Below are 25,622 nucleotides of genomic sequence, written 5' to 3' on the forward strand. Positions count from 1 at the left end.
GTGATTTATGGTAAATTCATGTAACTATCTCAAATTTAGCCATACCAATATCAGTGAATTTATTAAGCAAATAGCATTTGATTAGCAGTTCTTTTTCTCGATTTATCTCAGATTTATTCCTAAAACTAAATCCGAATATTTGCTTTAATCTTGAGAAAAACCCTTCAATATAAGATCTTTTCCCATAATTTACTTCTTTTTTCCATTCTTTCATGCCATCTTCACCGTATAATTTTATTAACCTAATAGCAGCATTCCTGTCAGACATATAATCTATTTCTGGATGTTCTGCCGCATTGTTTATTGGTGGAATTTTTGTCTTTATATCATATTCGTTACACAACTTATAAAACTTGTGCCTATCACATGCTCTATCTGCATATAGTGCTTTTATGGCATGCTGAAAATCAACTTCTTTTAGCAAATCACAAGCTCCATAGTGATCAGCCGTTACTGTATTTTACAGCTATGGCTTTTTTGTTGTTTATATTCAACATTACGTGCAATTTTCTCGTTTGCTCATAGCCACGATATTTTCTGTCAGTGCTATTTTCCTTGCTGTGTGTTGTTGTATATACTAATTCCTGTACTGTCTATAGCAATTTCGATATCTTCCATATTATTTTTATCAATTCTGCAATCATTTATCTTAATATTAAGTTTCTTAAACCTTCTTGATGCTTGTGAATAGCTGATAACTGCCAAATCTCTTCCTATTTGTTGCAAATACCCTTTTATAAACCCGACTGTTTGTCTTAAACCAATTCTAAAGAAACTGACGATTATATGCACCAAAATCACAACTTTATCACTATAAATATAGTTGCCGCCCTGCATTTTTGGACAATTCTCGTACCAATTTTCTATGGCGTCATTGATATAACAAAAAATGCTTCCTCTTTCTTGGAGAAATTTGTTATATTCATGGCAGTTACTGACTCTCATTTTTTGTGGCATATTTTTTCTTCAACAGTTAAATGGCTATTTATAATGAATTTTGTCAGTAACTGCCAGTTCTTTTCACTTGAGCGATGCAACAAAGCCCACTGGGATCCAGCTTTTGATCGAAAATGTTGTATAGTGCACAATCAATTTTTCTGGATTCCAGTGGGCTTTGTTGCATCGCTCTTCGGATAGTAGGTAACGCACAATAAATTTATGAAGCTATCTCAAATTTAGCCATACCAATATCAGTGAACTTATTGAGCAAATAGCATTTAACAAGTAGTTCCTTCTCTCTATTTGTCTCAGATTTATTCCTAAAACTAAACCCGAATGTTTGTTTCAGTCGCGAGAAAAAACTTTCTATATAAGATCTTTTTCCATAACTCATCTCTTTTTTCCACTTCTTTATACCATCTTCATCATATGACTTTATGAGCTTGACTGCAGAATTTCTCTCAGCCATATAGTCTAACTTTGGATGCTCTGCTGCGTTGTTTTTCGGAGGAATTTTCGTTTTTATACCATATTGATTACACAGCTTATAGAGCTTTTCTCTGTCATATGCCCTATCTGCATATAGTACTTTTATGACATACTGAAAATCGACTTCTTTTAGCAAATCACAAGCTCCATAGTGATCAGCCGTTACTGTATTTTACAGCTATGGCTTTTTTGCTGTTTGTATTCAACATTACATGCAATTTTCTTGTCTGTTCATAGCTGCGATACTTTCTATCTTCGCTATTTTCTTTGCTATGACCAGGAGTGTTGTTGTATATACTAATTCCTGTACTGTCTATAGCAATTTCGATATCTTCCATATTATTTTCTGCAATCATTGATCTTAATATTGAGTTTCTTAAACCTTCTTGATGATTGTGAATAGCTGATAACTTGCAAATTTTTCCCAATTTGCTCAAGGTATCCTGCTATAAACCCAACTGTTTGCCTCAGGCCTATTCTAAATAAACAAGTTATTATGTGCACCAAAATTACAACTTTATCGCTATAAATATTGTTGCCACCTGGTATTTTTGGACCATTCTCGTACCACTTTTCTATGGCTTCGTTGATATAATGAAAAATATTTCCTCTTTTTTCTAGAAATTTGTTATATTCGCTATGGTTACTGACCCTCATTTTTTGTGGCATATTTTTTCTTTCAAGGTTAAATGGCTATTTTATAATGAATTTTGTCAGTAGCCACCAGATTTTTTCAGTTGCTATGCAACAAAGCCATCCCAGTGTCAAGCACTGGGATCTGGTAGACAATGTTCATACAGCAGCTACTCGGATGACACCTTGTGCTTGCTGGCTATAATTGCTAAGGATTTTTATTTAATTTAACTGCATCTTTTGCCTTATCCAATAACCCATTAATAAAACCTATTTCGCTTGGTTTATCAAGTAAATCAGATGCAATGTTAGTATATTCATTAATGACAACTGGAACTGGCGTATCACAATTAGCTAACTCACATATTGCAACACGCAAAATAGATAAGCTTATAAGATTTAACCGTGAAAGGGACCAACTTGGGTGTAAATAAGACTCTATTATTTTATCATATTCTTCACTGCTTTTTATAACCTTATATAACAAGTTTTCTAAGAACTGATGTTCAAATTCTTCACATTCAAATATATCTTTCAACTTATTTATGTAGTCCTTAAGCTCACAATTTTCCAGTTTAAAAGTGCTTTTGTTGTAACCTACGAAAATATTTGAATAAGCAATTTGTACAGCAAGAAATCTTGCCGTGCTTCTTTTTATGCGCCACTTTTTATCTACTGGTTTTTCCTCCATTATTTTAATTTATTGTGTAAATCTATCATACGCAAAACAGTTGAGGCTGCATGGCCACCAACGTTCTTTTTGTTTTTATCAGCTCTAACTAGTGCTTTATCTTTGCTGTCAGCGGTAATTACACCCATACCAAGGGGTATTGCATAATGCATAACAACCTCATTTAAGCCTTCAATTACTCCTTTACAAACATATTGATAATGATCGGTTTCACCGCGAATTACGCACCCAAGAGCTAAATAACCATCATAATTAGTATGCCCACTCTTGACTGCAAAAAGAATTGTAGCTGGTATCTCAAATGTACCAAGAACCTCAACTACATCGTAACTGGCATTACTGCCTTTTAATTTATCAATTGCACCTTCAAGCAAAAGGTTCGCTATTTCAGTATAATAAATCGAATTAACTATTAGTATTCTCGACATTTACTACCACTTTTTTTGTTAAAAACAACTTTATTAATGACTGTTGAATTAGAGTTATAATATTACTAAATATCCAATATATTACCAGGCCGGCAGGAAAAGAAGAAAAAATAAAGACAGAAATGTAAGGTAAAAACTTCATAACATTTACTTGAATATCATCTTTACTGGTTTGATCTTTCTCACTTAGCTTCTGCTGAATTATCATGGTGGCACCGAAAATTATAGGTAAAATGCCTATAGAAATAGGAAAGTTATAATTAAACAACCCAAATAATGTAAAGATGTTCGTTGGGTCAGGAGCTGAAAGATCCTTAATCCATAAAAAAAAAGGAGCATGCCTCATCTCTATAGTAACAAATAATACTTTATATAGAGCAAAAAATACCGGTATTTGTATTAGCATGGGAAAAATGCTCGACATTGGATTTACGTTGTTTCTCTTAAACAATGCAATTGTCTCTTTATGCTGCTTTAAGCTGTCATTTTTATACAACTCTTTTATACGAGTTAATTCAGGCTGCAGGCTTTTTACCTTAAACATCGAAATATATGATCTATTAGATAAGGAAAGCATCAAAAGTTTGATTACTAAAGTCAGCAATAATATTGCTAAGCCAAAATTTTTTAAAACGAAGTTAAAATATTCAAGCAGTAAAAACACTGGTTTAGTTATAAAGTAAAGAACACCAAAATCTACAGCTTTATCAAACAGGGGTATATTGAGAGTGTCCTTATAAGAATCCAGTAAATTCAACTTTTTTGCTCCAGCAAAAAAATAATTCACATTAGAAACGCTTGCACCAGGAAGTATGCTCTTGTAAGGTTTGACAAAATCTACTTGGAATTTATCAGTATTATTAACGTTTGTGTGTTTAATGCTTACATTTATTTTATCAGATTTTTCAGGTATGATGGCTGTGAGCCAGTATTTATCAGCAAAACCAAACCAATTTTTTTCACTCGTGCTTGCTTTTATTAAATGTTTTTTGGAAATATCCTTATATGTCCACTCCTCTAGTTTATTATCAAATGCACCCAGTACTCCTTCATGGGATATCCAATAAGATTCGTTGATATTGTCACGTTTACGGTTAATTTTACCATAAGGAACCAAAACTACATTATCCTTTGTATTATTTTCAACAACTTGCTCAACTTTAAACATGTAATTATCGTCGAGGTTAATTTTCATTCTAAATAAAATGCCATTCTCATTGTCCCAAGATAAATTGACCTCTTTTTGATTAAGTTTATCTGCTCGCCAGACTGCTTTAGAATCTGGAACTTTAATCTTGTTACTCGGATCGAGCCACCCAAATTCTGCAAAATATACATCTTTTGATTCTGCAGGTGACAGTAACACCACTTGTGGAGAAGAAGAACTCGGTTCTAAGTGGTAATTAGTTAAAATTAAGTCATCAAACCTTGCACCTTTCAGAGAAATTGATCCTTTAATCATGTTATTGGTTAAACTAACCCTCTGTTCTCGAGTAGAATTAATAATTTCAGAACGATTTTGGTGTATTATAGGAGCAAGGTCGTTAAAAGATTCGATATGTTCAATATTTTCAATCAATGGCTGATTTTGGTTTGTACTAAAAAAATTATCATAAATAATACGCCAAGACACCATGATTAACATGGAAAGGATAGCTGCCAAAATTAAACTTTTTGCTTCTGACATGAAATTAAATCAAACATATCTTCTTAAAGTGTATACTAAATATTGTACTAAAACAATGAAATTTACTTATTTTTAATAATAACTTTTAACGCTGATCTTTAAAATTTATTTTAATAGCTTCAAATTTTAACAATATGAACGCGGTGAAAAATCTAGTTATTTGGTTGCTAATAATAGCCACTACTGCAATGCTTATTGATTCACAAAGGGACAAACTAAGCGACAGATTTCTCAGTACTTTTTTACCATATAAAGGAAGAATTCAAAATAGCGGTCAGAATAGTGGAAGTATTGAATTTACGAAGTCATATGATGGACACTTTTATATTCAGGCTCAAGTCAATGATCGCAATATAACGTTTTTGCTTGATACTGGAGCAACCGATATTGTTCTATCACAAAAAGACGCATTACATGTTGGTATTAACTTACAAAATGTTCAGGATTTTAAAATATATGAAACTGCGAAAGGTCAAATAAAAGCTGGAGTGGTTCAAATACCTCAAGTTAAAATAGGAAATTTTTTGATTAATGATGTACAGGCAAGCGTTAACACTCATTCTATGTCTCATTCACTACTTGGAATGAGCTTTTTAAGGTATTTTCATTTCACTATAAGAGATAATAAGTTGATATTATACCGCGACTAAACACTTCTACAATCTACTTATCAAAGCTCTGTAGGTCAATATAGGAGCAGAAATAAATATTGCAGAACAAGTGCCAATCAAAATACCAAAAAAAATGATCAAGCTGAAGTCTCTCACTGCATCTGTGCAGATTAATACCAAAGGAAGAGCAGCAAGAAGGGTTGTACCAGAAGTTAATATAGTGCGAAATAATGTAGCGTTGATACTTGCATCTACTACCTCACTCATCCGCCCACTTTTACCACTCCTGCGATACTCTCGAATCCGATCATATATAATTACTGAGTTATTGATTGAATAACCAATGACAGTGAGGAGAGCTGCAACTGATGAAATATTAAACTCAATGCCAGTTAGGCTAATAAAACCAACAGTTAAAATCACGTCATGAATCAGTGCTGTTATTCCACTGAATCCACATTGCCAATTAAATCTAAACCAAACGTAAAAAAATATTCCAACAATCGCGATCAACATGGATAACATTCCTTCAAATATTTGTGTTGAGCTTATTTGTGGGCCAACATAGTCTATTTTACGATAGCTTATTGAGCTACCTAGCTTTTCTTCTAGTATGCTTTTTATCTTTTTGATTTTATCTTCATCTCCTTCATCTTTAAAACGCATGACTAAATTATCACCCGCTTTTGAACTCTGCACTGTAAAACCATTTTCTTTTAATGCATCGAGAATAGAGTGATTCTCATCTGAAGATTTTATCTCTATCAAAATTCCGCCTGCAAAGTCTATGCCTAAGTTCACTCCACGCAGTACAACAATGAGCATTGAAAAGATGATAAGAATAATGCTAACGAGTGCTGTCAAATTTCTATATTTACTAAACTTGATATTGAGGTTATCTGGAATGAGTCTAAGTGCCATGCTATTTACTTAAACTTGAATTTTATATACTTTTCAAAAAATTCACTAGTTTATTCTGTGATTGTTTGATTATGTCAATTTTTCCATCAGTTAATTCTTGTCTGTCAATTAAGTTCTATCTAGCTTGCATACTACCATTTTGAAGTACATTACAAAAGCGAAATACTGCCAATTTGGCCCATCATTTTATCTCTGCAAGCTTATCCCCCCCTTGCTATGTTAGCAACGCAACCTAAGCTAGGTTCCTTCATAGCAGTGTTAGGTACACTGCCATATCTTTCAAAACTTTCATGCTCTATAGCTTCCTCAACACTTTTTCCTCCTAAAAGACAGTTTTCCCCTAAACTTTTTCCCCTATTTTTTAACTCATTAAGCCTTGCTCTGTTTTCCCCATCAATCTCCACTTTTATTTTATTGCTGCCTTTCTCACTAGGACTTAGATAAATACTTATCTCTCCTACCTCAGTAGTAAAAGACATTTCAATACCACCTTTTGAGACATCCATGTAATTTCTTTTTCCCCCTATTTCTTCTACATTTTCAACTCTTACTATACTTTCTCCAATTTTGAGTATGCCAACTCTTAAATTTAAGTCTTTGGCTTTTTCATTGTTTAGGATTTCTGCAACTTCAACAATACTATCTTGCGAATATTCTATACAAAAATATCCATTATCCTTGTCTACTTCTAAGAAACTCTTTCTGCTAGTAGCTCTTTTTTAATCAAGACATAACCAAATTCACTAGCTTTCTTGCTTAGAGTCTTCACTATTTTTTCCTTATATAACTTTTCATAGTAATCAATGCCCTTCTCTACATATTCCTGTCCATACTTTAGCATACTATAAAAAATGCACGCCAATTTCCTAGCCGTAGCGGTAATCGCTTTCGGTGCTCCTAGTCGTTTTTTTAACCTTCTGCAATATGCACCAATCCCACTGTTGCTTCTTGACACACACTGGGCAGCCATCCTAAAAGCATTTGCAGCACGAGCAATAACTTTGCGAGTTCTCGTCCCAAATACTTTTTCCCCTGTAACTTTATTAGCAGGACTTAGCCCCAACCAAGAAGTAAAGTGCTTCTCTGATGGCCATTTATCGTGGTTCAAACCAACTTCTGAGATAATTGTTTGTATAGTTAGCACATCAAGCCCAGGAACTTTAGTAAAATCAATACCGGTTACTCTATACAGTTCTTCGTGTAAAGGAAAGTCTGGTCTGTTTTTTGAAAACCTATTCTTTATTTTGCTGCATCGCTTATTCTCGTCAGATTTTGTTTCAAATGTTTTGTAATATTGTTCGATGCTTTTGTCGCATTCTGCTATTTTTTCCTGATAAATATTATACAATTCAAATTCTTGCTTTAACACAAATAAGAGTTCCTTTCTGTAGTCGCCTTTTAGCGCTTTTGCCATGGTAGATCTATCATTTCTTATCCGTACATCTCTCAATTCTGATAATTTTTCAGGATTCCTTTCACCTTCAATTATTGCTTTGATAATTTGCATACCGGTCACTCCAGTAATATCACTTATGACTTTGTGTAATTGAACGTTCATTTGAATTAACGCTTTTTGCATACGTAGAATATGTGTGGATGCACTTTCAATCAGGTTGCTACGTTGCCTAACGTAATTACGCAACACACACATTTGATCATCAGGTCTAAACGACCCATGGAGTAATCCATAGCTGTGTAATTGTTGTAACCATTGACAGTCTTGAACGTCGGATTTTCTACCAGGCACGTTCTTAATATATCGTGCATTTACCAATTTTACCTCAAATCCATATGACTCAAGTATTTGAAACAAAGGAATCCAATATACTCCTGTTGATTCCATAGCTACTGTTCTAACTTTACATTTCTTTAACCACCCTGCTAAGTTATGAAGATCAACTGTAAAGCATCCAAATTTTTTGACACGTTGTTCATCTCTTCCTTCAGGTACACATACATAATGTACAGCTGAGCCGATATCAATTCCTGCTGTATCAGGATTCACTATTTCTAGTTTACTTTTTGCCTTTATCATGGTAATTATCCTACTATAACTTATAATGGAGAAGCACTTAAGCTTGGGACGGTTAGATTATACAATCTTCTAATCGAGGTAGTCATAATAGACTCCATCAGTGGTTTAACCGTTCCTCCAAAACCACGCTCCTAAACGGGCACTTAAGCACCATTGATCAGTCGGTTATAACTGCAGAAGTACTTCTTGATAAATTATATATAAAAATTGCTATGGAAGTGAAGAAATAGTTTCTTTCCGGTTTAACAAGATTTTTTTCTTGTTCGACGCTCCTAAAGAGAAGGAATTACTAAAGTTGCAATTGATAGAGGGCTCACTTTACGTAAACAATATAGAGATTCTAAATAAGAAAGCTGTAGCATGTATGAAAGTTTTGCGCGTATTATTTGAACAATTTTTGAATGATTGTAAAAAAGAATTACCTCCTGAAAAACACATGTTGCTTCGCATAACTGAAATAGAAAAGCGCCTAAATCTTGATCCAGAAGCAGATCCAGAACATCACATCAGAAAACCACTAAACACAATCCAAAGAACAATAAAAACCACCTTAGCTAAAAAATTAGGACTAAACATCGAACGTAATGATGTGATTCAAACAGTTGGTTGGCCTGGATCATCGCGTAGAGATTATGGTTACCGTATTAACCCTTTTACTGTGGTAGTTCGTTAACTGTGTTGACGAGAAGTAAAAGTAGTATATTTTACCCTAAAGTCACATCTAGCTTTAAAATACAGTTTTTGTCTTATTTAAAGAAATTTGAAAATATAAATTCTCAATTACGCAACTCACCAAAAACCTATCTCGTTTCTTTTGCTTTCTTCAATCTTTTCTACTCTGTTCGTTTGCCGACTTTTGTGTTTGAAGCACATCTACACTCAATGCCCTTCTATAATATATATACCGGATTTCTTGCTACTTTTTCCGGGATTTTCTGAAAAAAAGTTAAAATAATTTGAATGTAGCTCAGAAATTAAAGAGCTTTAAGAATCCGCTAAACGGAACTCCTAGACATCTTACTATTTGAGTTGTTTCCATTTTGGAAATAACTGTTTACTGGAGCTGAGAAGAGTTCAAATGGATTTTTGATAAAACATATATCCCCCTCTATCTAGCTCATTAATAAGTTATAATAGCTCTCTAAAGACGTTTTAAAGAATTTGGTTGCAGTAAAGACAATTAATTGGTTAAATTCCTTAAACTTCATTAATGGTTTGTTTGTAAGTTATAGGAGATAGATAATGGATGAGAATAAGATTGTATTTTATACTACCCCAGGTGGAAATATAGAAATTGAAGTTTTATGCAGAGATGAAAATCTTTGGCTTACGCAAAAAAGGATGGCTGAATTATTTGATGTGCAACTGCCGGCTATTAGTAAGCATATAAAGAACATATTTGAATCTGGTGAATTACAAGAAAAAGAAGTTGTTTCCACTTTTGAGGTAACTGCTGCAGATGGTAAAAATTACCCGACGCAATTTTATAATGTAGATACAATCATAGCTGTTGGTTATCGAGTTAATTCTAAAAAGGCTACATCTTTCAGAGTATGGGCTACAAAAGTTTTGAGGGATTTTATCATCAAAGGATTTGCATTGAATAGTGAACGGCTAAAAAACGGCCCAAAGTTTGGCAAAGATTACTTCAATGAATTACTTGAAAAAATCAGGGAAATACGAGCATCCGAACGTAGATTTTACCAGAAGATTACAGATATTTATGCTGAATGCTCTGCAGATTATGATCCACATTCGGATATAACAAGACAATTTTACGCAAAAGTACAAAATAAATTATATTGGGCAATTTATGGTTTAACTGCAGCAGAGTTGATATGTTCTCGAGTTGATCACGAAAAGCCACATATGGGGCTAACTACATGGAAAGATGGTTCTGGCAACAAAATTCATAAGAGTGATGTGAGTACTGCAAAAAACTATTTGACTGAAAAAGAGTTGAGTGAACTAAATCATATTGTTTCGATGTATCTAGATTATGCGGAACTTCAAGCAAGAAAGCATCGGCTAATGAAAATGCAGAATTGGGTTGAAAAGTTGGATGCATTTCTATTGTTCAATGATTATGAAGTGCTTAAAGATGCTGGTAAAGTTAGTGCTGAAGTTGCAAAAGCTCTAGCTGAAGGAGAATACGAAAAGTATAGAGTTATACAAGATAAATTACATGAATCTGACTTTGATGAATTAATTAAAGCAAGTAAAGAAAGTGAGAAAATAACTACAACAAAAACCAGCTTGTAGTTGAGCTATCTATGTTTGACATCTTGCTTTTATTTTAATTTCAAGGGGGGTGACCCACCCTTTAGAAAGCCCTATCTGCCAATAAATAGTGAAAACATGAATCTTTGTCTTCATTATACGCGATAAAATTGGAGACGTAAATAAATAAATTTAGATCTTTGTCTCCATTTTGAACTATTAAGCGGGTTAAGAGTTCTGTAGCTTCTGTTTCTTCTTCTATGGCAGTAACTTTTTTCCTTTAGCTTCATCTACAATTTGCTGATTTCATTACTGAGAGTTTTGCAATCAATTGCTCAGAGGTTTGCAATAAAAGTTGTTGTATTCTCATATAGTCTCCATTAAACCCTTATACTCACCACAAGTCGTTCAATCTTTTTTGAAGAATTTTCTTTGCAAAGTGTAAAAAATGTGTTAAACCTACTAGTAAGTTTATTTTGCAATAGTTGGGTTACTAAAGATGCCTTTTATTCGAGTTTTTAGGGGAGCTACACGCGTTAATTAAAAAAAGACGAACTTTTATATCTAAATTACAAATAGTGTTGTAAGGACCTCCTAAAGCGTTTTAAAAGGTAGGAGTATTTTGTTACCCTCTCTATGATAGAAGTGACATAAGTTGGCTGTTGCAAAAATAACGTTTCAAAAAGTCTACTAACCATTTGTTCTTTAAGTTTGAAAAATTTTCTTTGCAACCAACAAAAAAACATGATAGACTAGTTTTAGGGTTTCTTGTAGTAAATAAAAGTTTGGGGTAAAAAATAATTTAGAAGTGCCTCGTAATCGAGTTTTAAGCTACCCTACATGAGTAACTTAGGTCTTGGTGGTATAATTGTACCCTTGGGTCATAGAGTCTTTTTAAAACGCTATTATAAATTGTTTTGTCTTTCACTTTTAGGTCCTTCATTTTTTTTTTCAAGTTGTTCAAAATGCAATAGTAGGTTTTTCGTATTTTTGTCTCTGTGTTGTATTTCTATTAGTGACTACTTTTCCAAACTTCTTTCTTTTTGCTCAAAAGTTACTATGAACCATTACTATAGTTATTGTATTTTATATTAGTTTATTATTATATCATTTATTATTATTTATATATATATAATATATAAGATTCTCGGAAAGTGGAAATCAGCCACTGTAGCGGGTTTGAGTGTTACCAAATTAGCTAAATTTTTTGGAAATGGAAACGTAATATTTCTTATATTAGATGGCTAAAAATCAACGAATTTCAATGGTTTAAGTGTGAATATACTCTAATTTCCAAATCTTGATAAATTTTCCGGAAATCATGGAAATTTGGTCGTGTGGAATTCATTTTTTGTTCTTAAAACCTTACTTTCAGAGAGACAAAATGAACCCACAAAACTTTCATAAGTGAGCTTTAAGTATTTTTTAGAAGTTACCTATTTCAAACCTTCCTGCACCTAGCTTAAACTTACCTTCTCCTCTGGCAAAAGAACCAGTTTTGATATCAAGCCATTTATCCTCTTTTGAGTTTGTAGCCATACCTTTTACTATTTTTCTTTCGTTTAATAGTTCCTGTGCTAAACGTTCAAGTCTATGCCTACTAACACTATGAAATGCAGCTGGTAATCTATGCCGTTGTTGAAACACTCCTGGTCCACCTGTATGAGTAAACGGATGACCTTCTTCTGCTGACACTGCAATAGCTTGCATCAGTATCTTTTTTAAGTATTCATCAGATAATTTTCCAAGCTTAAATTCCTCAGATATATCCTCAAGCAAGCCAGTTGAGGAGCGTAAGTAAGTTCTTATATTCCTATCTGTTGCTCCATTAGACTTAACTATAGCTCCTTGGTATACTGCATTATTAACTTTACTAACCTTTAATGTATTAAATACAGTATTCTGATGCTCTTTTGAAGCAGGCCATAATGCAAAAGAACACCTAACTCCATCAACAAGTGCAGTTGTACCTCTTATCGCATCTCTTGCCTGTTCCACAGTCGTAATCGGTTCACTGCACTTGGGTTTTCTCATATGATGTGCTACAATTACAGCTGCTCCTGTTTCATTTGCTAAGTTTGCAAGTAACCCCATTGCGTAATACCCCATTTCTGGATCTGAGTTTATATTAGCATGGACAAATGATACTAGTGGATCAAATACTATTAGTTTTAGATCTTTTACTTTATCTAATTGTCTACAGATGTCTTCAAATTTATCTGAAGTTTCAGGACATTTACCACGCATGTTGCTTTTCACTATAGAAAAGGGCTCTCCCGTATTTGGAATAGGTATAATAAATAATCGATTTTGATATTCTGCTCTCTTGCTACCAGGATCAAGACGATCAAGACGACGGTGTATCTCACCTGCATCATCTTCTGCTGAAAAAATCACTACTGATCCATGCTCTGTAACAAGGGAACCAAAACCACATATCTGATCTGCATCACTTGCAACCTTAAGTGCCAAGTCAAGGAGTAGCATACCTTTACCTGTATCTCCCATAGCAGCTACTATTGAGGTAACACCTAAAGGAAATAAACCTTCAACAAGAAACCTTTGTATTGGTACTGAACCTAAATAACGACTCACACTCCAGTCTAAAATGTTAAGCGGCTGTTTTGTAGATCTTTCTAAACTTTTCATATTTGAAGTATTTGGAATGTCAGTAGATGGGGTATCAATAGTAAGTAAAGGAGTTGAAGCTAAAAATTCTTCAATGCTTATACCCTCCTTTACACAATCAGCAGCATCCCAACCTTTCGGCCTATCTTGTGGTATCTTAAGCTTAACAAGTGATGCAACTCCGATCTCTAAAAGCTTTTTTGCAGCATTTTCAGCATATCGTTTACCTGGTTCATCATTATCTGGCCATATAATAATGTGTTTACCTTTAAGTGGAGTCCAATCTGTCTTCTCAATAGGTGCATTTGCTCCAGACATTGCTGTTGTTGCAGTTATTCCTTTCTCTATCAGCGCTTCTGCACATTTTTCCCCTTCAACAAAAATAACTTTATCGGATTTCAAAATACCTGGAATATTATAGAGTGGCCTTATCTTCGGTGCACCAAAGTCAGATTTTTTTATATCAAAAGGAAGATATCGCTTTCCATTATTATCATCATAACGATAGACCCTAACAATAGCTTGGCCGTTTTCATCGTAATAATCCCAATATGCAGTTGGATTACTTGAAGTTTTGAAATGACCAAGCCACTCAGCTATAGAAGCCATTACTTCAGGAAACTCTATTCTTGTACTTTTTCTATTTACTCCCGCCCAAAGGTCGATAATGTCACCACCTTCTCCTGTTGCAAAATCATGCCATAGGCCAGCTTCACTGCCACTTAATTCTACTACTAGACTCTTTCCTTTATCACCTTGTACATTGCCTACATAAAACTTATCACCACGAAAAGTTCCTCTTGGTAATAGATATGAAAGGCATGATCTGATATTTAACAAAAGCTGAGCTTTTAGCTGTTCTTTTTCTAATAACGGTTTGTAATGTCCATTTCTTTGTGGTGCTGCTGTATTAAAATCATAATAGATATCCATAAAATTCCCCAATATATTTAAAATTTAACTTATGAAATTCAACTAAGCTGTTTTCCAGTGTCCGTTAACTTCACTGATGAATTTTGTTGGTATGGGTTTTCCATTTTTGAGTTCATACATTACTTGCAGAACATTTCTATGCTGACTAGGTTTAAATATTACTACTCCAGATGTATATAAACTTCTTAAAACATTATCACCACTCAATGCTTGAAATGGATTCTTTTTTAACGTGGTTGTTGACATTTTTTTGGTGTAATGTGTAACTATTACTCCAGCAGCAGGATTAGTTATAGAGCGTAGTTCATCAATACTATTTTGCAGAAAAGAGATCATACTCCTATAATCAAAAAGAGAGTCTATCACTATAAGATCAACTGTTTTTACATCGAGATTTTCCGACATAATTTCTTTTATTTTTTCCACATTCAAAGTTAACTGTACTTTTTTAGTAATAACTAAGTTTTCTGTTCCTTCACCAAGGATTTTCTTGCTGATTCTTAGCTTCTGTAAGCGCTCTCTATATTCCATTTCATTCTGTAGATAGAATATCTTAAGTGGCTTTGCAGGCTTCATACCAAGAAATGATACTCCAGCAGCTAAATGTACCAACATGGAAAGTAGAAAATTACTCTTTCCTATTTTAGGAGTTCCACCTATCACCAAAAGACCGCCTGGAGTTAAAATTCTTGGGCCTATTATATCTTTTGGCATTGGTGATTTATCATTCAAGTAATGCCTTGCTGAAAACGATGTAATTTTATGTTCTGTTGTGTTTTCTTTAGTATTTAACCACTTCTGAGCGGAATTTATATCACCTTTAACTAAAGTCCAAAGATCGATAATATCACCACTGATTCCTTTAGTAAAATTACGCCATTTTCCAGCTTCTTTACCCACTATTTTAACTGTAATCATATCCCCGTCACAGTTGCCAACATAAGTCCTCTCTCGATAAAAATTACCGTTTGGAATTAGGTAAGGTACACACTTCTTAATATTATCAATCAATAATCCTTTTATTTCCTTTCTCTGCATAAAACCCCCATACATACTTTTCATACGTTTAGAGTTGAGATTAGCTAGCTCACAAACAGTTTCAAAAGACTCTGAATCAAACCATTTAATTGCTTCTTTCTTTAGCTCTACTGCTGCATCTTTGATAGCTCTCTCAATTACAGCAATCCAGAGCTTCTCTTCGTCGTACTTCAAAATGGCAACCAATCAACTTCAGATTGTTCTAGAGTAATAACCGTAGCAATCTTGTTCTTTTCTCCATACCGATCAGCTTCAATACCAACTTTTGCAGTAAACTCTACCCCGTTAAAGTCAGCTATAGAGTTGATTTTTCTAGCAACCACTGCTTTTTCTGAAGTGTCATTTGAATGAATGTTCCGTGCTGACTCCAAAATACTTCTAAGCATAGAACGACCAGATTCTCCCCAAGTATCTTCTCCTTCAACTCTTGCTTTGCCACTTTTAATACCAATTACTTGAAAAATCTTACGTTTTGCATATTGACCTTCAGTGACGGTAAATTCAGCGTTTAAATAGATGCTGCCGGTAGCATAGCTTTTAGTGAACCAATTTTCATAACCTCCTGGTTTAATTGCCATTTTTACCTTGACTATTGTACCTTTTGGTATTAAATTGCTCTGCAGTTTTGCGTTATTAAAATCAGTTAAAAAATCTGATAACATATTGTCTCCTATAAATTAAGTAAAAATCAGTTACTCCATTGGTCTACAAGCTCCCAATGACCATTTATCTTATCGACAAGCTTGCTTGCTACACGTTCACCATTGCGCAGTTCAAATACTATTTGACGTACAGTACTTCCTTCATCATGAGCAAACATCACCATGCCAGTGCTATAAAATCCACGTAAAGATCCAGCACCGCTTAGGCCTTGAAATGGATCTTCTTCCAGCATCTTTTTCGATAATTTTTTTGTGTGGTGAGTGAGTATTATGCCCGAATCTGGATTGATAACATTTCTCAGTCTTTCAAGCGTTTTTTGCAAAAAGAATAGCATAGCGCTATTGTCATTTTCATTGCCATATTCACTTGAGTTGAAGATGTTGCGAAGAGGATCGATTGCAATAATATCAGGTTTAAAACGCTCTTTAATAACATTTTTAATTTCATCTATTTCTTCACTGCTGAAAGATAATTGTACTCTTGGTGTAATGATTAAGTTATTGGCAGCTATATTCAAAAGTTCGTTATCCAGTTGAAGTTGTTGCAAACGTTCTTTCATATATTCATATTCAATTTCAGTTTGCAGATAGAAAATTTTCATAGGTTTGCTTGGAGTCATACCCAAAAATGAAACTCCAGCAGCCATGTAAACAAGCCAAGAGATCAAAAAGTCGCTTTTGCCAATCTTAGGAGGGCCACCCAGTACCAATAAGCCTCTTTTTGTTAAAATTCTTGGTGAGATTATATCTTCTGGTATTGGTGATTGATCATTCAAGTATTCTTTCACACTGAAAAAGGGAATTTTTTGACCGATATTGAAAAAGCTTTGTTCCATAATAATTATTCTCCAATTTTTAATTAAACAGCAAAGTTTTGGCTTTAATTTTCGCAAGTAATTTACCTAGATGTGGTTCCTCAACCATATTCAGGCAGCCACTGCGATCTTTAGCTGGGTATCCCCAAGTATTAATAGTCTGACAGACAAATGAACGTTTCTCTGTACCATCATCTTTCTTGATTCCAACCATGCTGATTACCTCATCAACTATCCCTGGAATCTCACTAGCAGTTTTAGCCCCTTCACATTGAGGTAGCCAAGTTGGACGATTGCAGTCATCGAGATATTGACCTAATGTGCCAACTATGATGATGTCTTTATCTCTGATATGTTGAAACTGATTGAGCCAAGCCATCATCTCTTGAGCAAGCAACCCATAAGCAGCTCTTTTATCTTCTTTTCCTGATCTATCGGAAAAAGCTTCAGGTTGCATCCTTGCCCATAATAGACATAAACGTGAAGCAACGGTTATACTATCCACAAAGATGCATCGGTATTTAGAAACTTCAGAAAGAAGATCTTTATACTTGCCAGATACATGTTCATGGTGTTTTTGACTGTATGCTTGGTCAGATTTCAGCGCAGGGTTTGGACCACCAATTAGGCAGGCAATATCCCGAGCTTGATTCCAAGTACGAACACTAATAGAATCTCCCTGCCAATCTTGAACAGCAAGCAGACCTGCTTCAAAGTCAAGACATAGTGTTGGTTCACTTATAGTCTTTAAGAGACTGGTTTTACCAATACCGTAAGGACCAAAAATTACTACTTTTATGCCTGTAGTTGTTTTCAATCTTTCATTATTGTTTAAAATTTTAAAAGTCATTTATTCACCTCAATGGTATATGTTATATATTCAGGAAAGGTAGAATTTATGTTCAATTTTTCTTTTTGCCCTTGTAGTAGATGGAAGAGAGTTTTATACGTATTTTTCTTACCATAGTATTTAAAGTAGTTCTTGATATGTTGTTCATCTTAGCAACTTCATATAAGTTAAAGTACTTGAGTTGTTCGCATATCCTCTGCATCTTTCTTGGTAGCGTTGAAATCATGTAATCTACATCAGTACGTTTTGCTACTTCATCTTCAAAAGCTTCTGTTTTCTCAATATTGATGTAGTTATTAATATTGCGTTTTATACATAGTTGTTTCTCCAATAAGTTATTGGCACGACGTTCAGTTAATCTTGCTACAAAAGTGTTAAAGCTACCTTTGCTTTCATCATATCTATCAAGATAAGTCCAAATTTCACAGAAAAGTTCTTGCTCAAGATCTTCATGAGTTTCATGAGCAAAGCATTCAAAAAGTTTTAATCTCTTAGCTTGATACCGTATATTTTGAACAACTATGGCAGTTTTTAGTTTCATAACTTTTCCCTAAAACAATTAATGCTTTAAGGATGAGAACTTATAGGTGCACTTTGTAGGACAGGAGCAAAAATAAATAATACAGATGCAATTTTTAACCTATTGATATTCTATTGTTTTTTTTTCGAGAATAATACAGTTCGATTTTTAAATAATACTGCAACAAAAAATTAGGCAAAAATTCATTTTTTTTGGACAAAAATTTTCCAAATCCTGAATATATATTATATAAGCCTTTCAAACTCATCACAGGTGTCAATTCTTACACAATCAGGAAGAGCAGCAATAGCAGCAAGTATAAAAGAGCAATCTCTACATCTTGCCTGGGGAAGTGGTGATGGAAGCTCTGGAAGTAGCCATAAAGTAGAAAAAACTTTCGTTAAGGGTGAAATAAAACTTGATCATCAACCTGTTAAAGATGTGAAGGTTGTTACAGGACAAACAATGCATCAGCCAAGTGTTGACTATACAGTTGATAGCAGTACTGGTGTAATTAAACGTACGGAAAATAGCTCTATTCCAGTAAGTGATAAAGTTACCATAGAGTACATTCAAAGCACACCAGCTGAACCTATAAATTCTATAAAGCTCTTGAATGAACTTGGCAGACGTACTGCAGATGAAGTGCTATTCTGCACAGGTGATGAAAACGGCGAACTTATAACTCCTTCTGGAAGGTTTAAACCATCGAATGTACCAATCAATAATCTGTATCTTAAATTTACTTTCGATTTCACGGACGCAGCAAATCAAGTAATAAGAGAGCTTGGAGTTATGGTTGGTACAAAGGTGGTAGAAAAATTGCCTCCTGGACAGAGATATTTTGAACCAAAAGATATAGAAGACCATGGAATCTTGCTGATTTTAGAACACACTGTACCACTTATCAGAACTGCTGCCACAAGAGAGACTTTTTCATTTGTTGTAACCTTTTAGAATAAAATGACTTTAAACACCTATTATAACCGCTTTAATCCTGACAAAGAATACGAAAAAAGCTTATTTCTTGCTGGAAGAGGTTTGCAATCTGCAGAATTAAACGAGACTCAGGAGTATGCTCTCTCTAAGCTTAAAGGCATAGGCGATGCAATATTTCGTGATGGTGATGTTATAATAGGAAGCAATTGTATTATAGATAGAGAAACTGGTAAAGTTACGCTTGAATCAGGAAAAATCTATCTTCGTGGAGCGGTTAGAAAAGTTGAAAAAGAAGAGTTTGTTATTCCACTGAGTACCACAGTGCGTATAGGTGTTTATTACGTAGAATCTACCATTACAGAACTTGAGGATGAAAACCTTCGTGATCCTGCTGTTGGTACACGTAACTATCAAGAAGTAGGGGCTGCAAGGCTTAAAGTTTCCACCACTTGGAGTTATCAAGCTGAGGGTGTGACTACTAATGCTTCAGGAGAATTTTATCCAATTTATAACATTGAAAATGGAGTATTGATAGAACATTCACCGCCACCACAAGCAAATATAGTAACTACTGCTCTTGCTCGTTATGACAAAGAAGCCAATGGTTCCTATGTCGTAAATGGTCTTGAAGTAATGTTCCTGCAAAAGGAAGAGGGAGAAGGAGGAAAAAAAATATTTGTGATTAATGAGGGCAAAGCTCATGTTGATGGCTATGAGATTGAACTTCCTCACAGTATTCGTGTTTCTTTTGATGAAGATCCGGATATAAAATCAGTTGAATCAGAACCACATACTTTTCAGCCAAATAGCCAAAGAGTAATGGAACTGAAGGTGAATGATTTTCCAATAAGTGAAATTAAAAAAGTAGATATAACTGTTCAGAAAACCATTACTGTTACTCATGGTTCATACTCTGGAGCTATTGATCCGATACCTGACTCTGCAGTACTTGAGATTATTCAAGTTAAACAAGGCAATGTTATTTATGAAAATAGTGTAGATTATAAACTAAACGCAGGAAACGTTGATTGGTCATTACCCGGCAAAGAGCCAGCTCCTGGAAGTAGTTATCAAATAACTTACCGCTGTCGTACTCATGTAAGCCCTGAAGATATAAGTGAACAGGGATGCAAAGTAAAAGGAGCAGTTGATAACAGCTTGGTTTTGATAGATTATACCTGGAAAATGCCACGCTTTGATTTAATTACTATCGATAGCAAAGGAGTAGTAAGAAGAATAAAAGGTATAGCTCACCCTTGGCGACCATCAATGCCTAAAGCACCTAGCGGACAACTTTTGCTCTGCTACATTCATCAGACATGGAAAAACGGAGAAAAAGAAGGGGTAAAAATAGTGAATAATGCTATTCATGCTGTACCGATGAATGAGCTTGAAGCAATGAAAAAAGGAATAAATGATCTTTATGCTCTTGTTGCACAGGAACGTCTACGTAGTGATGCAAATTCAAGAGAGCCAACCACGAAAAAAGGAGTATTTGTTGATTCGTTTTTTGACGATGATATGCGTGATCAAGGAGTTTCACAGTCTGCAGCAATAGTAAATAAGGAACTAATTTTACCAATAGATGTAACTATTGCTGATATTGATGGGGAAGAAAAAACTTATTTGTTGCCGTATGAACTTGAACCGGTACTGGAGCAGCTTTTACAGACTAAAGGAGAAAAGATTAATCCATATCAAGCTTTTGATCCAGTCCCGGCACAAATTACTCTAAATAAAAACATTGACCACTGGACGGAGGTTACCACGAATTGGAAAAGTCCAGTAACTAGAGTATTTAATGTTAAAGAAACAACAGAGCTGCTGTCAAGTACTTCATACGAAACTGAATTTATGCGAGAAGCAACTCAAAATTTTGAGATTGAAGGTTTTGCAACTGGTGAAAAGCTTAAGGAATTAAAGTTTGATGGAATTTTTATTCAACCTAAAGCATAGAAAATATTTGAAAGAAAAACATGATCGCAACATTTATTGCTGATAACAGAGGAAAAATAAAAGGAAGATTTACTGTACCAAGAAACATTCCTGCTGGGACTAAGTTAGTGCAGTTCTTCGGTGATAAAGGCAGTTATGGAGAAGCAACTTATACTGGTAAAAAAACAATTACCATAGAGGAAAGAAGAAGAGTTATCGCAGCAAGAAGAGTTGATCCTTTAGCGCAAACATTTACTCTAAATGAAAGTAGGCACATAGGAGGCGTGGAACTATGGTTTGTAAATAAAGGCAAAAAACGTGTTGTTGTGCAGATTAGAGAAACAGCAGTGGGAGTGCCCTCGCAAACTGTCATTGCTGAAAGCTATATTGAGCCAAAAGATATAAAGATAGATGGCACAGCAACACGTATAGAGTGGTCACCAGTGTTTTGCCATGCAGGAGAGGAGTATGCAATAGTACTACTTACTGATGATGCAGATACTGCAGTAAAAATAGCAGAACTTGGCAAATATGATGCAGTAAATAGCCGTTGGGTAACAAGCCAGCCATATCAAGTAGGAGTATTACTTTCATCAAGCAATGCAAGCACCTGGACTCCACATCAAAATTTAGATTTAACGTTTCGGCTTTTGGCTGCAAAATTTAGCGAAAATTCTCACGTTATTGATCTGGGAAAAGTTACAGCAACCAATACTTCAGATTTAATTGTTTTGACGAACGTCGAAAAAGTAGCATTTGATACCAATGTGGAATTTATCTTAACAGATGAAGAGGGAAAAGAGAACTTTTTGTCTGATAATTTGCCACTTGCACTGCGTGAAAGACTATCTGGAGAGCTAACAGTAAAGGCAAGCCTAAAAGGAGGGCGAGAAAAAAGTCCAGTGCTATATCCTGGGTTACAGCTAGTTATGGGTAATATAGGGGAAAAAGGAGATTATGTTACAAGAAGTATTACAGCAGGAGCTAATACTAAAATCACCATAACGTACGATGCGCTGATACCTGGCACTGCAGATGTTAAAGCTTATGTACAAAAAAGCAACAGTGATTGGCAATTAGTAAATTTAACATCAGGAAAACCAATTGGAGAAAATTGGGTAGAGAGAACTCATGTGCTGACAAATTTTAATGCTAATGAGACAAGGATAAAATTAGTTTTAAGTGGAACGGTTATTTATCGTCCTAAAGTCAAAAATCTCAGAGTAATAGTAACATAAAATTTAAATGACTTTTGATCAAACCAAACGAGGATATCCTTTGCCGCATCCAGAGAACATAGCTGTAGAAGATGTAGTACGTATTCGCAGAGCCATAGAAAAGATAGATGAAGATATGAGTGAAAGAGAAGATGAACTTAAAAATAATTTTGAACGATTTAGATTTGAAACTTTTTTGAATTTTTGGGAATGAAAGAAGCAATAGAAGCATTACAGCAAAGGATAAAGGATTTAGCAGCAAATAGCACGGCTGATCAACTGGCATATCTTGCAAAATCGCTGGAATTGATAGCAGATAAAAAAGCTATTGCTGACATTGTACAAATAACTGAAGTAAAAGAGATAATTGATGCACTACAGAGAAGGCTTAAAGATTTAGCAGGAAGTAGTACACCAGATCAACTAGCATATCTTGCTAAAGCACTGGAATCAATAATCGACAAAAGTGCGGTTTCTGAAATTGTACAGATGACAGATGGTAAGTTAAAAGAACTCTTGAGCGCTGCAAGGACGCACTTAAGTGACATAAATAGCAATAAGGAAAATTCAATATCTGCAATAACTGAAGCGAAAACAGATTCTGTCAATGAAATTAACAAGCTTAGGGATAATTCCTTAAATACTTTAAAAGCATCATCAGATTCGCATATATCGCTACTTGATACGAGAAAGAATGCCAATATTGCAGCAATAAATAGCATTAGTAACAGTCATAAAGATGGTCTTAAAGGTTTAGTAGAAGATTTTCGTGCTGTTAATAATGTACCACCTGGCTCATCAATTATAGGAGAAATAGAAACTCGAATTGAAAACATCCTTAATGAGATAAAAACTAGAGATGATGAGCTGAAAGTGTCGCTTACACAAGAAATAAGAAAGCGCAACATGGTTGAACCTGGAGCATTACCTTTCTTATTTGGTGTACTTGGCAGAAAAAATAATTACTTTGGCCACGGAACTTTTATGACAGAGCTTGGAAAGTGGAGTAGTGATATAACAAAAACTGACTATATGTTACAACTACTAGCAGGTAGCCATACATACGATACAGATTACGTTAGTTTTTATCGACCAAGACAACTCAGTTTTATAGAGGGAAGTAAAGGAACATTTATTTACGGAGAGTTATGCACAAAAAGTTTTTCTGGTAGTTATGATGAGATATACTATTACCCATATGCTGCACTTGGAGTAGTATTTGTAAAAAATACAACCAATGTGAACATAAATAAAGCAATAGAATTTGTTGGATCATCATATTCGAGTACGGAGTATGGGGGTGCAGGATTATTTGTGGGAACTCCTGATAATACCAGTAAGTCAAGAATCTCTAAAATAATGTGGAAAAATATTTACCAATACACAAGTTCTGATAGCAAATTAGCCGGATCTGGCAACGTAGAAATTCCAGCAGGAAAAACAGTTGCAATATTACTTTACACATCGTCTTATTTATATTCCAGAACAAAAGTTAGTGAAGGTGTGCTCTCAGGTAATGTATATACCTATGGTCAATTTATCCAGTGGGGAATTTATAACATACGTAGCAATTTTCTCACCACAGGACTTGAGGTGGACGTAGAGAGAACGCTAAGAGCTTGGCAATGTCCAGGATTAGATGCCACCCACAAAATTTGGAATTGATACTAGAAAACGGAGAAAACCAATGCCAATTTATATTAGATTTGAAAATAACAAACAAGTAGAGACAACAACGCTTGAAAGTAAGCCAACTGGAAATGATTGGTATGAAGCACCAGAAGATTTTGATTGGCAAAAAAGCTATTGTCTAACAGAAGGAGAGAAAATTGTTGAAAGGAATAAGGAAGATATTGAGCTGGAATTATTGGAAAATGCGAAATTTTCTGCACTTTCTAGTCTCCGTACTTATTATAATAACTATACTCACCAATACGCAGGATATTCTCATCAGAAGTCTAAATCGTATCAAATACAAGAAAAAGCCGCAAAAAGCATTCTAGCAGCACCAGAATCTATGAATGAAAAGGATAAAGAAATTATAGAACCTTTAGCAAAAGTCCGTGGTATTACAATTATTGAAATGGCAAGAATAATTGAAGGAAAAGTAAAAAAAGCAGTAAAAGAAATAATTAAATGTGAAGAGTTGGAAGACATTACCAAGAAGAAAATTGCAGAAGCCAAAAGTGAAAATGAGCTAGAGAACTTACTAAACGATTTTAAACAAAAGATACAAAGAAATGGCTGAAGAATTTTTACATGGTGTAAATGTTATTGAGGTAACCTCAGGGGCAAAAACAGTACGTACAGCTAAATCATCAGTGATAGGTGTAATTGGTACTGCACCTGAAGCAGAAGTGGAAAGATTTCCACTGAATAAACCAATGTTAATTGCAGGAAGCTTAAAGGAAGCAGCAAAGCTTGGAAAGAGTGGCAATTTACCTTCTGCAGTAAATGGAATATTTTCCCAAATTGGTGCAACAGTAGTAGTTATTCGAGTTGAAGAAAGTGAGAACAGCGATCCAAAATTAAAAGAAGAAGAGACGCTGAAAAATATAATTGGCGGTGTTGATAAAGAAACCGGAGAATATCAGGGAATTGAGGCATTCTTAAGCAGTGAAAGCATAGTTCATGTTGCCCCAAGAATATTAATTGCACCTCAGTTTACTCACCAATTACCAGAAGATGGCAAAAATCCAGTAGTTGCAGCATTAATTCCTATAGCAGAAAAGCTGAGAAGCATAATAGTAGCAGATGGACCAAATACTAATGATGAAGAATCAATAAAATGGAGAAAAAGTGTAGGCAGCTCAAGAGTTTACGTAGTTGATCCATGGGTTAAGGTACTTATTGAAGGAAAAGAAGAAATCTTGCCAGCAAGCCCATTTGTAGCTGGTTTAATAGCAAAAGTAGATAGCGAACAAGGATTTTGGCATTCACCTTCAAATAAAAAGATAAACGGTATTGTTGGAACAAGCAGGCCTATTGATTTTACGCTCGGTAATACAAATTGTAGAGCAAACCACTTGAATGAAAATGAAGTAACAACGATAATTCATCAAAATGGCTACAGGCTTTGGGGAAATAGAACATGTTCAAATGACTCAAAATGGGCTTTTTTGTCAGTGAGAAGGACTGCAGATTTAATCAATGATAGTTTACTTAGAGCTCATCTCTGGGCAGTTGATCGCAATATTACCAAAACTTATATAGATGATGTGATTGAGGGGGTGAATTCATACCTATCAAGTTTAAAAGCACAAGGAGCGATTATTAGCGGAAAATGTTATGCAACTCCAGAACTCAATACGCCTGCGAATATTGCAAGCGGGAAAGTGTATTTTGACTTTGAGTTTACACCACCATATCCAGCAGAACAGATTACTTTCAGGTCACATCTTGTGAGTGGTACAATATTATAAAAATGGGAG

At 34.6% G+C, this 25,622-nt stretch carries 28 protein-coding genes; 10 read left to right on the plus strand and 18 right to left on the minus strand.

Features of this window, described 5'->3' with window-relative positions; genetic code table 11:
* Window positions 1-16 precede the first annotated feature (16 nt).
* From AAGD50_RS04280 to yidC, 9 genes are all read right to left on the minus strand, one after another.
* Window positions 17-424, minus strand: a complete 408-nt coding sequence (locus AAGD50_RS04280; protein WP_174516160.1) for a transposase — start codon at window positions 422-424, stop codon at window positions 17-19.
* A gap of 122 nt (window positions 425-546) precedes the next feature.
* A complete protein-coding gene (locus tag AAGD50_RS04285; protein ID WP_151807722.1) occupies window positions 547-957 on the minus strand; it encodes a transposase in 411 nt (136 codons plus the stop codon).
* Window positions 958-1,020: 63 nt separating this feature from the next.
* Window positions 1,021-1,149: a hypothetical protein gene (locus AAGD50_RS04290; RefSeq protein WP_264339183.1), complete on the minus strand. Its 129-nt coding sequence runs from the start codon at window positions 1,147-1,149 to the stop codon at window positions 1,021-1,023.
* A 7-nt stretch (window positions 1,150-1,156) separates the two neighbouring features.
* On the minus strand, window positions 1,157-1,564 hold the full coding sequence (locus tag AAGD50_RS04295; protein WP_007548764.1) for a transposase: 408 nt from the start codon (window positions 1,562-1,564) through the stop codon (window positions 1,157-1,159).
* Window positions 1,565-1,583: 19 nt separating this feature from the next.
* Window positions 1,584-1,784 carry a hypothetical protein gene (locus AAGD50_RS04300; RefSeq protein WP_010082383.1) on the minus strand — a complete coding sequence of 67 codons (201 nt, stop codon included), beginning with the start codon at window positions 1,782-1,784 and terminating at the stop codon, window positions 1,584-1,586.
* A complete protein-coding gene (locus AAGD50_RS04305) occupies window positions 1,768-2,097 on the minus strand; it encodes a transposase (RefSeq protein WP_007548762.1) in 330 nt (109 codons plus the stop codon). Before AAGD50_RS04305 ends, AAGD50_RS04300 begins: the two co-directional genes overlap by 17 nt.
* A 172-nt stretch (window positions 2,098-2,269) precedes the next feature.
* The gene (nusB, locus tag AAGD50_RS04310) at window positions 2,270-2,752 is read right to left on the minus strand and encodes a transcription antitermination factor NusB (protein ID WP_007549265.1); all 483 of its coding nucleotides are present in this window, start codon (window positions 2,750-2,752) and stop codon (window positions 2,270-2,272) included.
* Complete coding sequence (locus tag AAGD50_RS04315; RefSeq protein ID WP_264723741.1) at window positions 2,752-3,180, minus strand: 6,7-dimethyl-8-ribityllumazine synthase; 429 nt, start codon at window positions 3,178-3,180, stop codon at window positions 2,752-2,754. Before AAGD50_RS04315 ends, nusB begins: the two co-directional genes overlap by 1 nt.
* Window positions 3,158-4,867 (minus strand): membrane protein insertase YidC, encoded by a 1,710-nt coding sequence (yidC, locus tag AAGD50_RS04320; protein ID WP_264723739.1) that lies wholly within the window; start codon window positions 4,865-4,867, stop codon window positions 3,158-3,160. The genes AAGD50_RS04315 and yidC overlap by 23 nt, the downstream gene beginning before the upstream one ends.
* A 134-nt stretch (window positions 4,868-5,001) precedes the next feature.
* Between yidC and AAGD50_RS04325 the strand changes: the two genes are divergently transcribed.
* Window positions 5,002-5,517 (plus strand): TIGR02281 family clan AA aspartic protease, encoded by a 516-nt coding sequence (locus AAGD50_RS04325; protein WP_006279648.1) that lies wholly within the window; start codon window positions 5,002-5,004, stop codon window positions 5,515-5,517.
* Between the two features lie 6 nt (window positions 5,518-5,523).
* Here AAGD50_RS04325 and secF read toward each other — a convergent pair whose 3' ends face one another.
* From secF to AAGD50_RS04340, 3 genes are all read right to left on the minus strand, one after another.
* Window positions 5,524-6,399 carry a protein translocase subunit SecF gene (secF, locus tag AAGD50_RS04330; RefSeq protein ID WP_264339180.1) on the minus strand — a complete coding sequence of 292 codons (876 nt, stop codon included), beginning with the start codon at window positions 6,397-6,399 and terminating at the stop codon, window positions 5,524-5,526.
* Window positions 6,400-6,599: 200 nt separating this feature from the next.
* On the minus strand, window positions 6,600-6,905 hold the full coding sequence (locus tag AAGD50_RS04335) for a hypothetical protein (RefSeq protein WP_265040959.1): 306 nt from the start codon (window positions 6,903-6,905) through the stop codon (window positions 6,600-6,602).
* A 182-nt stretch (window positions 6,906-7,087) separates the two neighbouring features.
* Entirely contained in the window at window positions 7,088-8,434 is a 1,347-nt protein-coding gene (locus AAGD50_RS04340) for an IS110 family transposase (protein ID WP_174515809.1), read from the minus strand.
* Window positions 8,435-8,693: 259 nt separating this feature from the next.
* Here AAGD50_RS04340 and AAGD50_RS04345 point away from each other — a divergent pair, with 259 nt between their 5' ends.
* Window positions 8,694-9,107, plus strand: a complete 414-nt coding sequence (locus AAGD50_RS04345) for a hypothetical protein (protein WP_341810007.1) — start codon at window positions 8,694-8,696, stop codon at window positions 9,105-9,107.
* A 569-nt stretch (window positions 9,108-9,676) separates the two neighbouring features.
* A complete protein-coding gene (locus AAGD50_RS04350; protein ID WP_138265019.1) occupies window positions 9,677-10,696 on the plus strand; it encodes a virulence RhuM family protein in 1,020 nt (339 codons plus the stop codon).
* A 1,383-nt stretch (window positions 10,697-12,079) separates the two neighbouring features.
* Here the strand turns inward: AAGD50_RS04350 and AAGD50_RS04355 are convergent.
* From AAGD50_RS04355 to AAGD50_RS04380, 6 genes are read right to left on the minus strand one after another with little or no spacing between them, the layout of a single operon-like run.
* Window positions 12,080-14,215 carry an AAA family ATPase gene (locus AAGD50_RS04355; RefSeq protein ID WP_264724053.1) on the minus strand — a complete coding sequence of 712 codons (2,136 nt, stop codon included), beginning with the start codon at window positions 14,213-14,215 and terminating at the stop codon, window positions 12,080-12,082.
* A gap of 42 nt (window positions 14,216-14,257) precedes the next feature.
* Window positions 14,258-15,427: an AAA family ATPase gene (locus AAGD50_RS04360; protein ID WP_341810008.1), complete on the minus strand. Its 1,170-nt coding sequence runs from the start codon at window positions 15,425-15,427 to the stop codon at window positions 14,258-14,260.
* Window positions 15,424-15,915: a hypothetical protein gene (locus tag AAGD50_RS04365; protein WP_264724055.1), complete on the minus strand. Its 492-nt coding sequence runs from the start codon at window positions 15,913-15,915 to the stop codon at window positions 15,424-15,426. The genes AAGD50_RS04360 and AAGD50_RS04365 overlap by 4 nt, the downstream gene beginning before the upstream one ends.
* 26 nt (window positions 15,916-15,941) lie before the next feature.
* Window positions 15,942-16,751 (minus strand): helicase RepA family protein, encoded by an 810-nt coding sequence (locus AAGD50_RS04370; RefSeq protein WP_264724056.1) that lies wholly within the window; start codon window positions 16,749-16,751, stop codon window positions 15,942-15,944.
* A 19-nt stretch (window positions 16,752-16,770) separates the two neighbouring features.
* Window positions 16,771-17,580, minus strand: a complete 810-nt coding sequence (locus AAGD50_RS04375) for an ATP-binding protein (RefSeq protein ID WP_264724057.1) — start codon at window positions 17,578-17,580, stop codon at window positions 16,771-16,773.
* A gap of 52 nt (window positions 17,581-17,632) precedes the next feature.
* Entirely contained in the window at window positions 17,633-18,121 is a 489-nt protein-coding gene (locus AAGD50_RS04380; RefSeq protein WP_264724058.1) for a sigma-70 family RNA polymerase sigma factor, read from the minus strand.
* 252 nt (window positions 18,122-18,373) lie between these two features.
* Between AAGD50_RS04380 and AAGD50_RS04385 the strand changes: the two genes are divergently transcribed.
* The 7 genes from AAGD50_RS04385 to AAGD50_RS04415 are packed head-to-tail and all read left to right on the plus strand — an operon-like array spanning window position 18,374 to window position 25,613.
* Window positions 18,374-19,057 (plus strand): hypothetical protein, encoded by a 684-nt coding sequence (locus AAGD50_RS04385; RefSeq protein WP_341810009.1) that lies wholly within the window; start codon window positions 18,374-18,376, stop codon window positions 19,055-19,057.
* A gap of 6 nt (window positions 19,058-19,063) precedes the next feature.
* The gene (locus AAGD50_RS04390) at window positions 19,064-20,995 is read left to right on the plus strand and encodes a DUF4815 domain-containing protein (RefSeq protein ID WP_264724060.1); all 1,932 of its coding nucleotides are present in this window, start codon (window positions 19,064-19,066) and stop codon (window positions 20,993-20,995) included.
* 20 nt (window positions 20,996-21,015) lie between these two features.
* Window positions 21,016-22,212, plus strand: a complete 1,197-nt coding sequence (locus AAGD50_RS04395; RefSeq protein WP_264336323.1) for a hypothetical protein — start codon at window positions 21,016-21,018, stop codon at window positions 22,210-22,212.
* A 7-nt stretch (window positions 22,213-22,219) separates the two neighbouring features.
* Window positions 22,220-22,405, plus strand: coding sequence for a hypothetical protein (locus tag AAGD50_RS04400; protein WP_174517025.1), 186 nt, complete (start codon window positions 22,220-22,222; stop codon window positions 22,403-22,405).
* Window positions 22,402-23,856, plus strand: a complete 1,455-nt coding sequence (locus AAGD50_RS04405) for a hypothetical protein (RefSeq protein WP_264724061.1) — start codon at window positions 22,402-22,404, stop codon at window positions 23,854-23,856. The genes AAGD50_RS04400 and AAGD50_RS04405 overlap by 4 nt, the downstream gene beginning before the upstream one ends.
* Window positions 23,857-23,878: 22 nt before the next feature.
* Window positions 23,879-24,439 carry a hypothetical protein gene (locus tag AAGD50_RS04410; RefSeq protein WP_264724062.1) on the plus strand — a complete coding sequence of 187 codons (561 nt, stop codon included), beginning with the start codon at window positions 23,879-23,881 and terminating at the stop codon, window positions 24,437-24,439.
* A complete protein-coding gene (locus AAGD50_RS04415) occupies window positions 24,432-25,613 on the plus strand; it encodes a phage tail sheath subtilisin-like domain-containing protein (RefSeq protein WP_264724063.1) in 1,182 nt (393 codons plus the stop codon). Before AAGD50_RS04410 ends, AAGD50_RS04415 begins: the two co-directional genes overlap by 8 nt.
* The last annotated feature ends 9 nt before the right edge of the window (window positions 25,614-25,622 follow it).

The sequence above is a fragment of the Wolbachia endosymbiont (group A) of Apotomis capreana genome (assembly GCF_964027025.1).
GTDB classification, from domain to species: domain Bacteria; phylum Pseudomonadota; class Alphaproteobacteria; order Rickettsiales; family Anaplasmataceae; genus Wolbachia; species Wolbachia pipientis.

Coding starts and splice junctions, on each gene's coding strand:
- AAGD50_RS04335 (WP_265040959.1), bottom strand. CDS start 6,905: ATGGATGTCTCAAAAGGTGGTATTGAAATGTCTTTTACTACTGAGGTA.
- AAGD50_RS04375 (WP_264724057.1), bottom strand. CDS start 17,580: ATGACTTTTAAAATTTTAAACAATAATGAAAGATTGAAAACAACTACA.
- AAGD50_RS04365 (WP_264724055.1), bottom strand. CDS start 15,915: ATGTTATCAGATTTTTTAACTGATTTTAATAACGCAAAACTGCAGAGC.
- AAGD50_RS04300 (WP_010082383.1), bottom strand. CDS start 1,784: ATGATTGCAGAAAATAATATGGAAGATATCGAAATTGCTATAGACAGT.
- AAGD50_RS04380 (WP_264724058.1), bottom strand. CDS start 18,121: ATGAAACTAAAAACTGCCATAGTTGTTCAAAATATACGGTATCAAGCT.
- AAGD50_RS04370 (WP_264724056.1), bottom strand. CDS start 16,751: ATGGAACAAAGCTTTTTCAATATCGGTCAAAAAATTCCCTTTTTCAGT.
- AAGD50_RS04305 (WP_007548762.1), bottom strand. CDS start 2,097: ATGCCACAAAAAATGAGGGTCAGTAACCATAGCGAATATAACAAATTT.
- AAGD50_RS04400 (WP_174517025.1), top strand. CDS start 22,220: ATGACTTTTGATCAAACCAAACGAGGATATCCTTTGCCGCATCCAGAG.
- AAGD50_RS04340 (WP_174515809.1), bottom strand. CDS start 8,434: ATGATAAAGGCAAAAAGTAAACTAGAAATAGTGAATCCTGATACAGCA.
- AAGD50_RS04395 (WP_264336323.1), top strand. CDS start 21,016: ATGATCGCAACATTTATTGCTGATAACAGAGGAAAAATAAAAGGAAGA.
- AAGD50_RS04285 (WP_151807722.1), bottom strand. CDS start 957: ATGCCACAAAAAATGAGAGTCAGTAACTGCCATGAATATAACAAATTT.
- AAGD50_RS04415 (WP_264724063.1), top strand. CDS start 24,432: ATGGCTGAAGAATTTTTACATGGTGTAAATGTTATTGAGGTAACCTCA.
- nusB (WP_007549265.1), bottom strand. CDS start 2,752: ATGGAGGAAAAACCAGTAGATAAAAAGTGGCGCATAAAAAGAAGCACG.
- AAGD50_RS04315 (WP_264723741.1), bottom strand. CDS start 3,180: ATGTCGAGAATACTAATAGTTAATTCGATTTATTATACTGAAATAGCG.
- AAGD50_RS04350 (WP_138265019.1), top strand. CDS start 9,677: ATGGATGAGAATAAGATTGTATTTTATACTACCCCAGGTGGAAATATA.
- AAGD50_RS04355 (WP_264724053.1), bottom strand. CDS start 14,215: ATGGATATCTATTATGATTTTAATACAGCAGCACCACAAAGAAATGGA.
- yidC (WP_264723739.1), bottom strand. CDS start 4,867: ATGTCAGAAGCAAAAAGTTTAATTTTGGCAGCTATCCTTTCCATGTTA.
- AAGD50_RS04325 (WP_006279648.1), top strand. CDS start 5,002: ATGAACGCGGTGAAAAATCTAGTTATTTGGTTGCTAATAATAGCCACT.
- secF (WP_264339180.1), bottom strand. CDS start 6,399: ATGGCACTTAGACTCATTCCAGATAACCTCAATATCAAGTTTAGTAAA.
- AAGD50_RS04405 (WP_264724061.1), top strand. CDS start 22,402: ATGAAAGAAGCAATAGAAGCATTACAGCAAAGGATAAAGGATTTAGCA.
- AAGD50_RS04410 (WP_264724062.1), top strand. CDS start 23,879: ATGCCAATTTATATTAGATTTGAAAATAACAAACAAGTAGAGACAACA.
- AAGD50_RS04390 (WP_264724060.1), top strand. CDS start 19,064: ATGACTTTAAACACCTATTATAACCGCTTTAATCCTGACAAAGAATAC.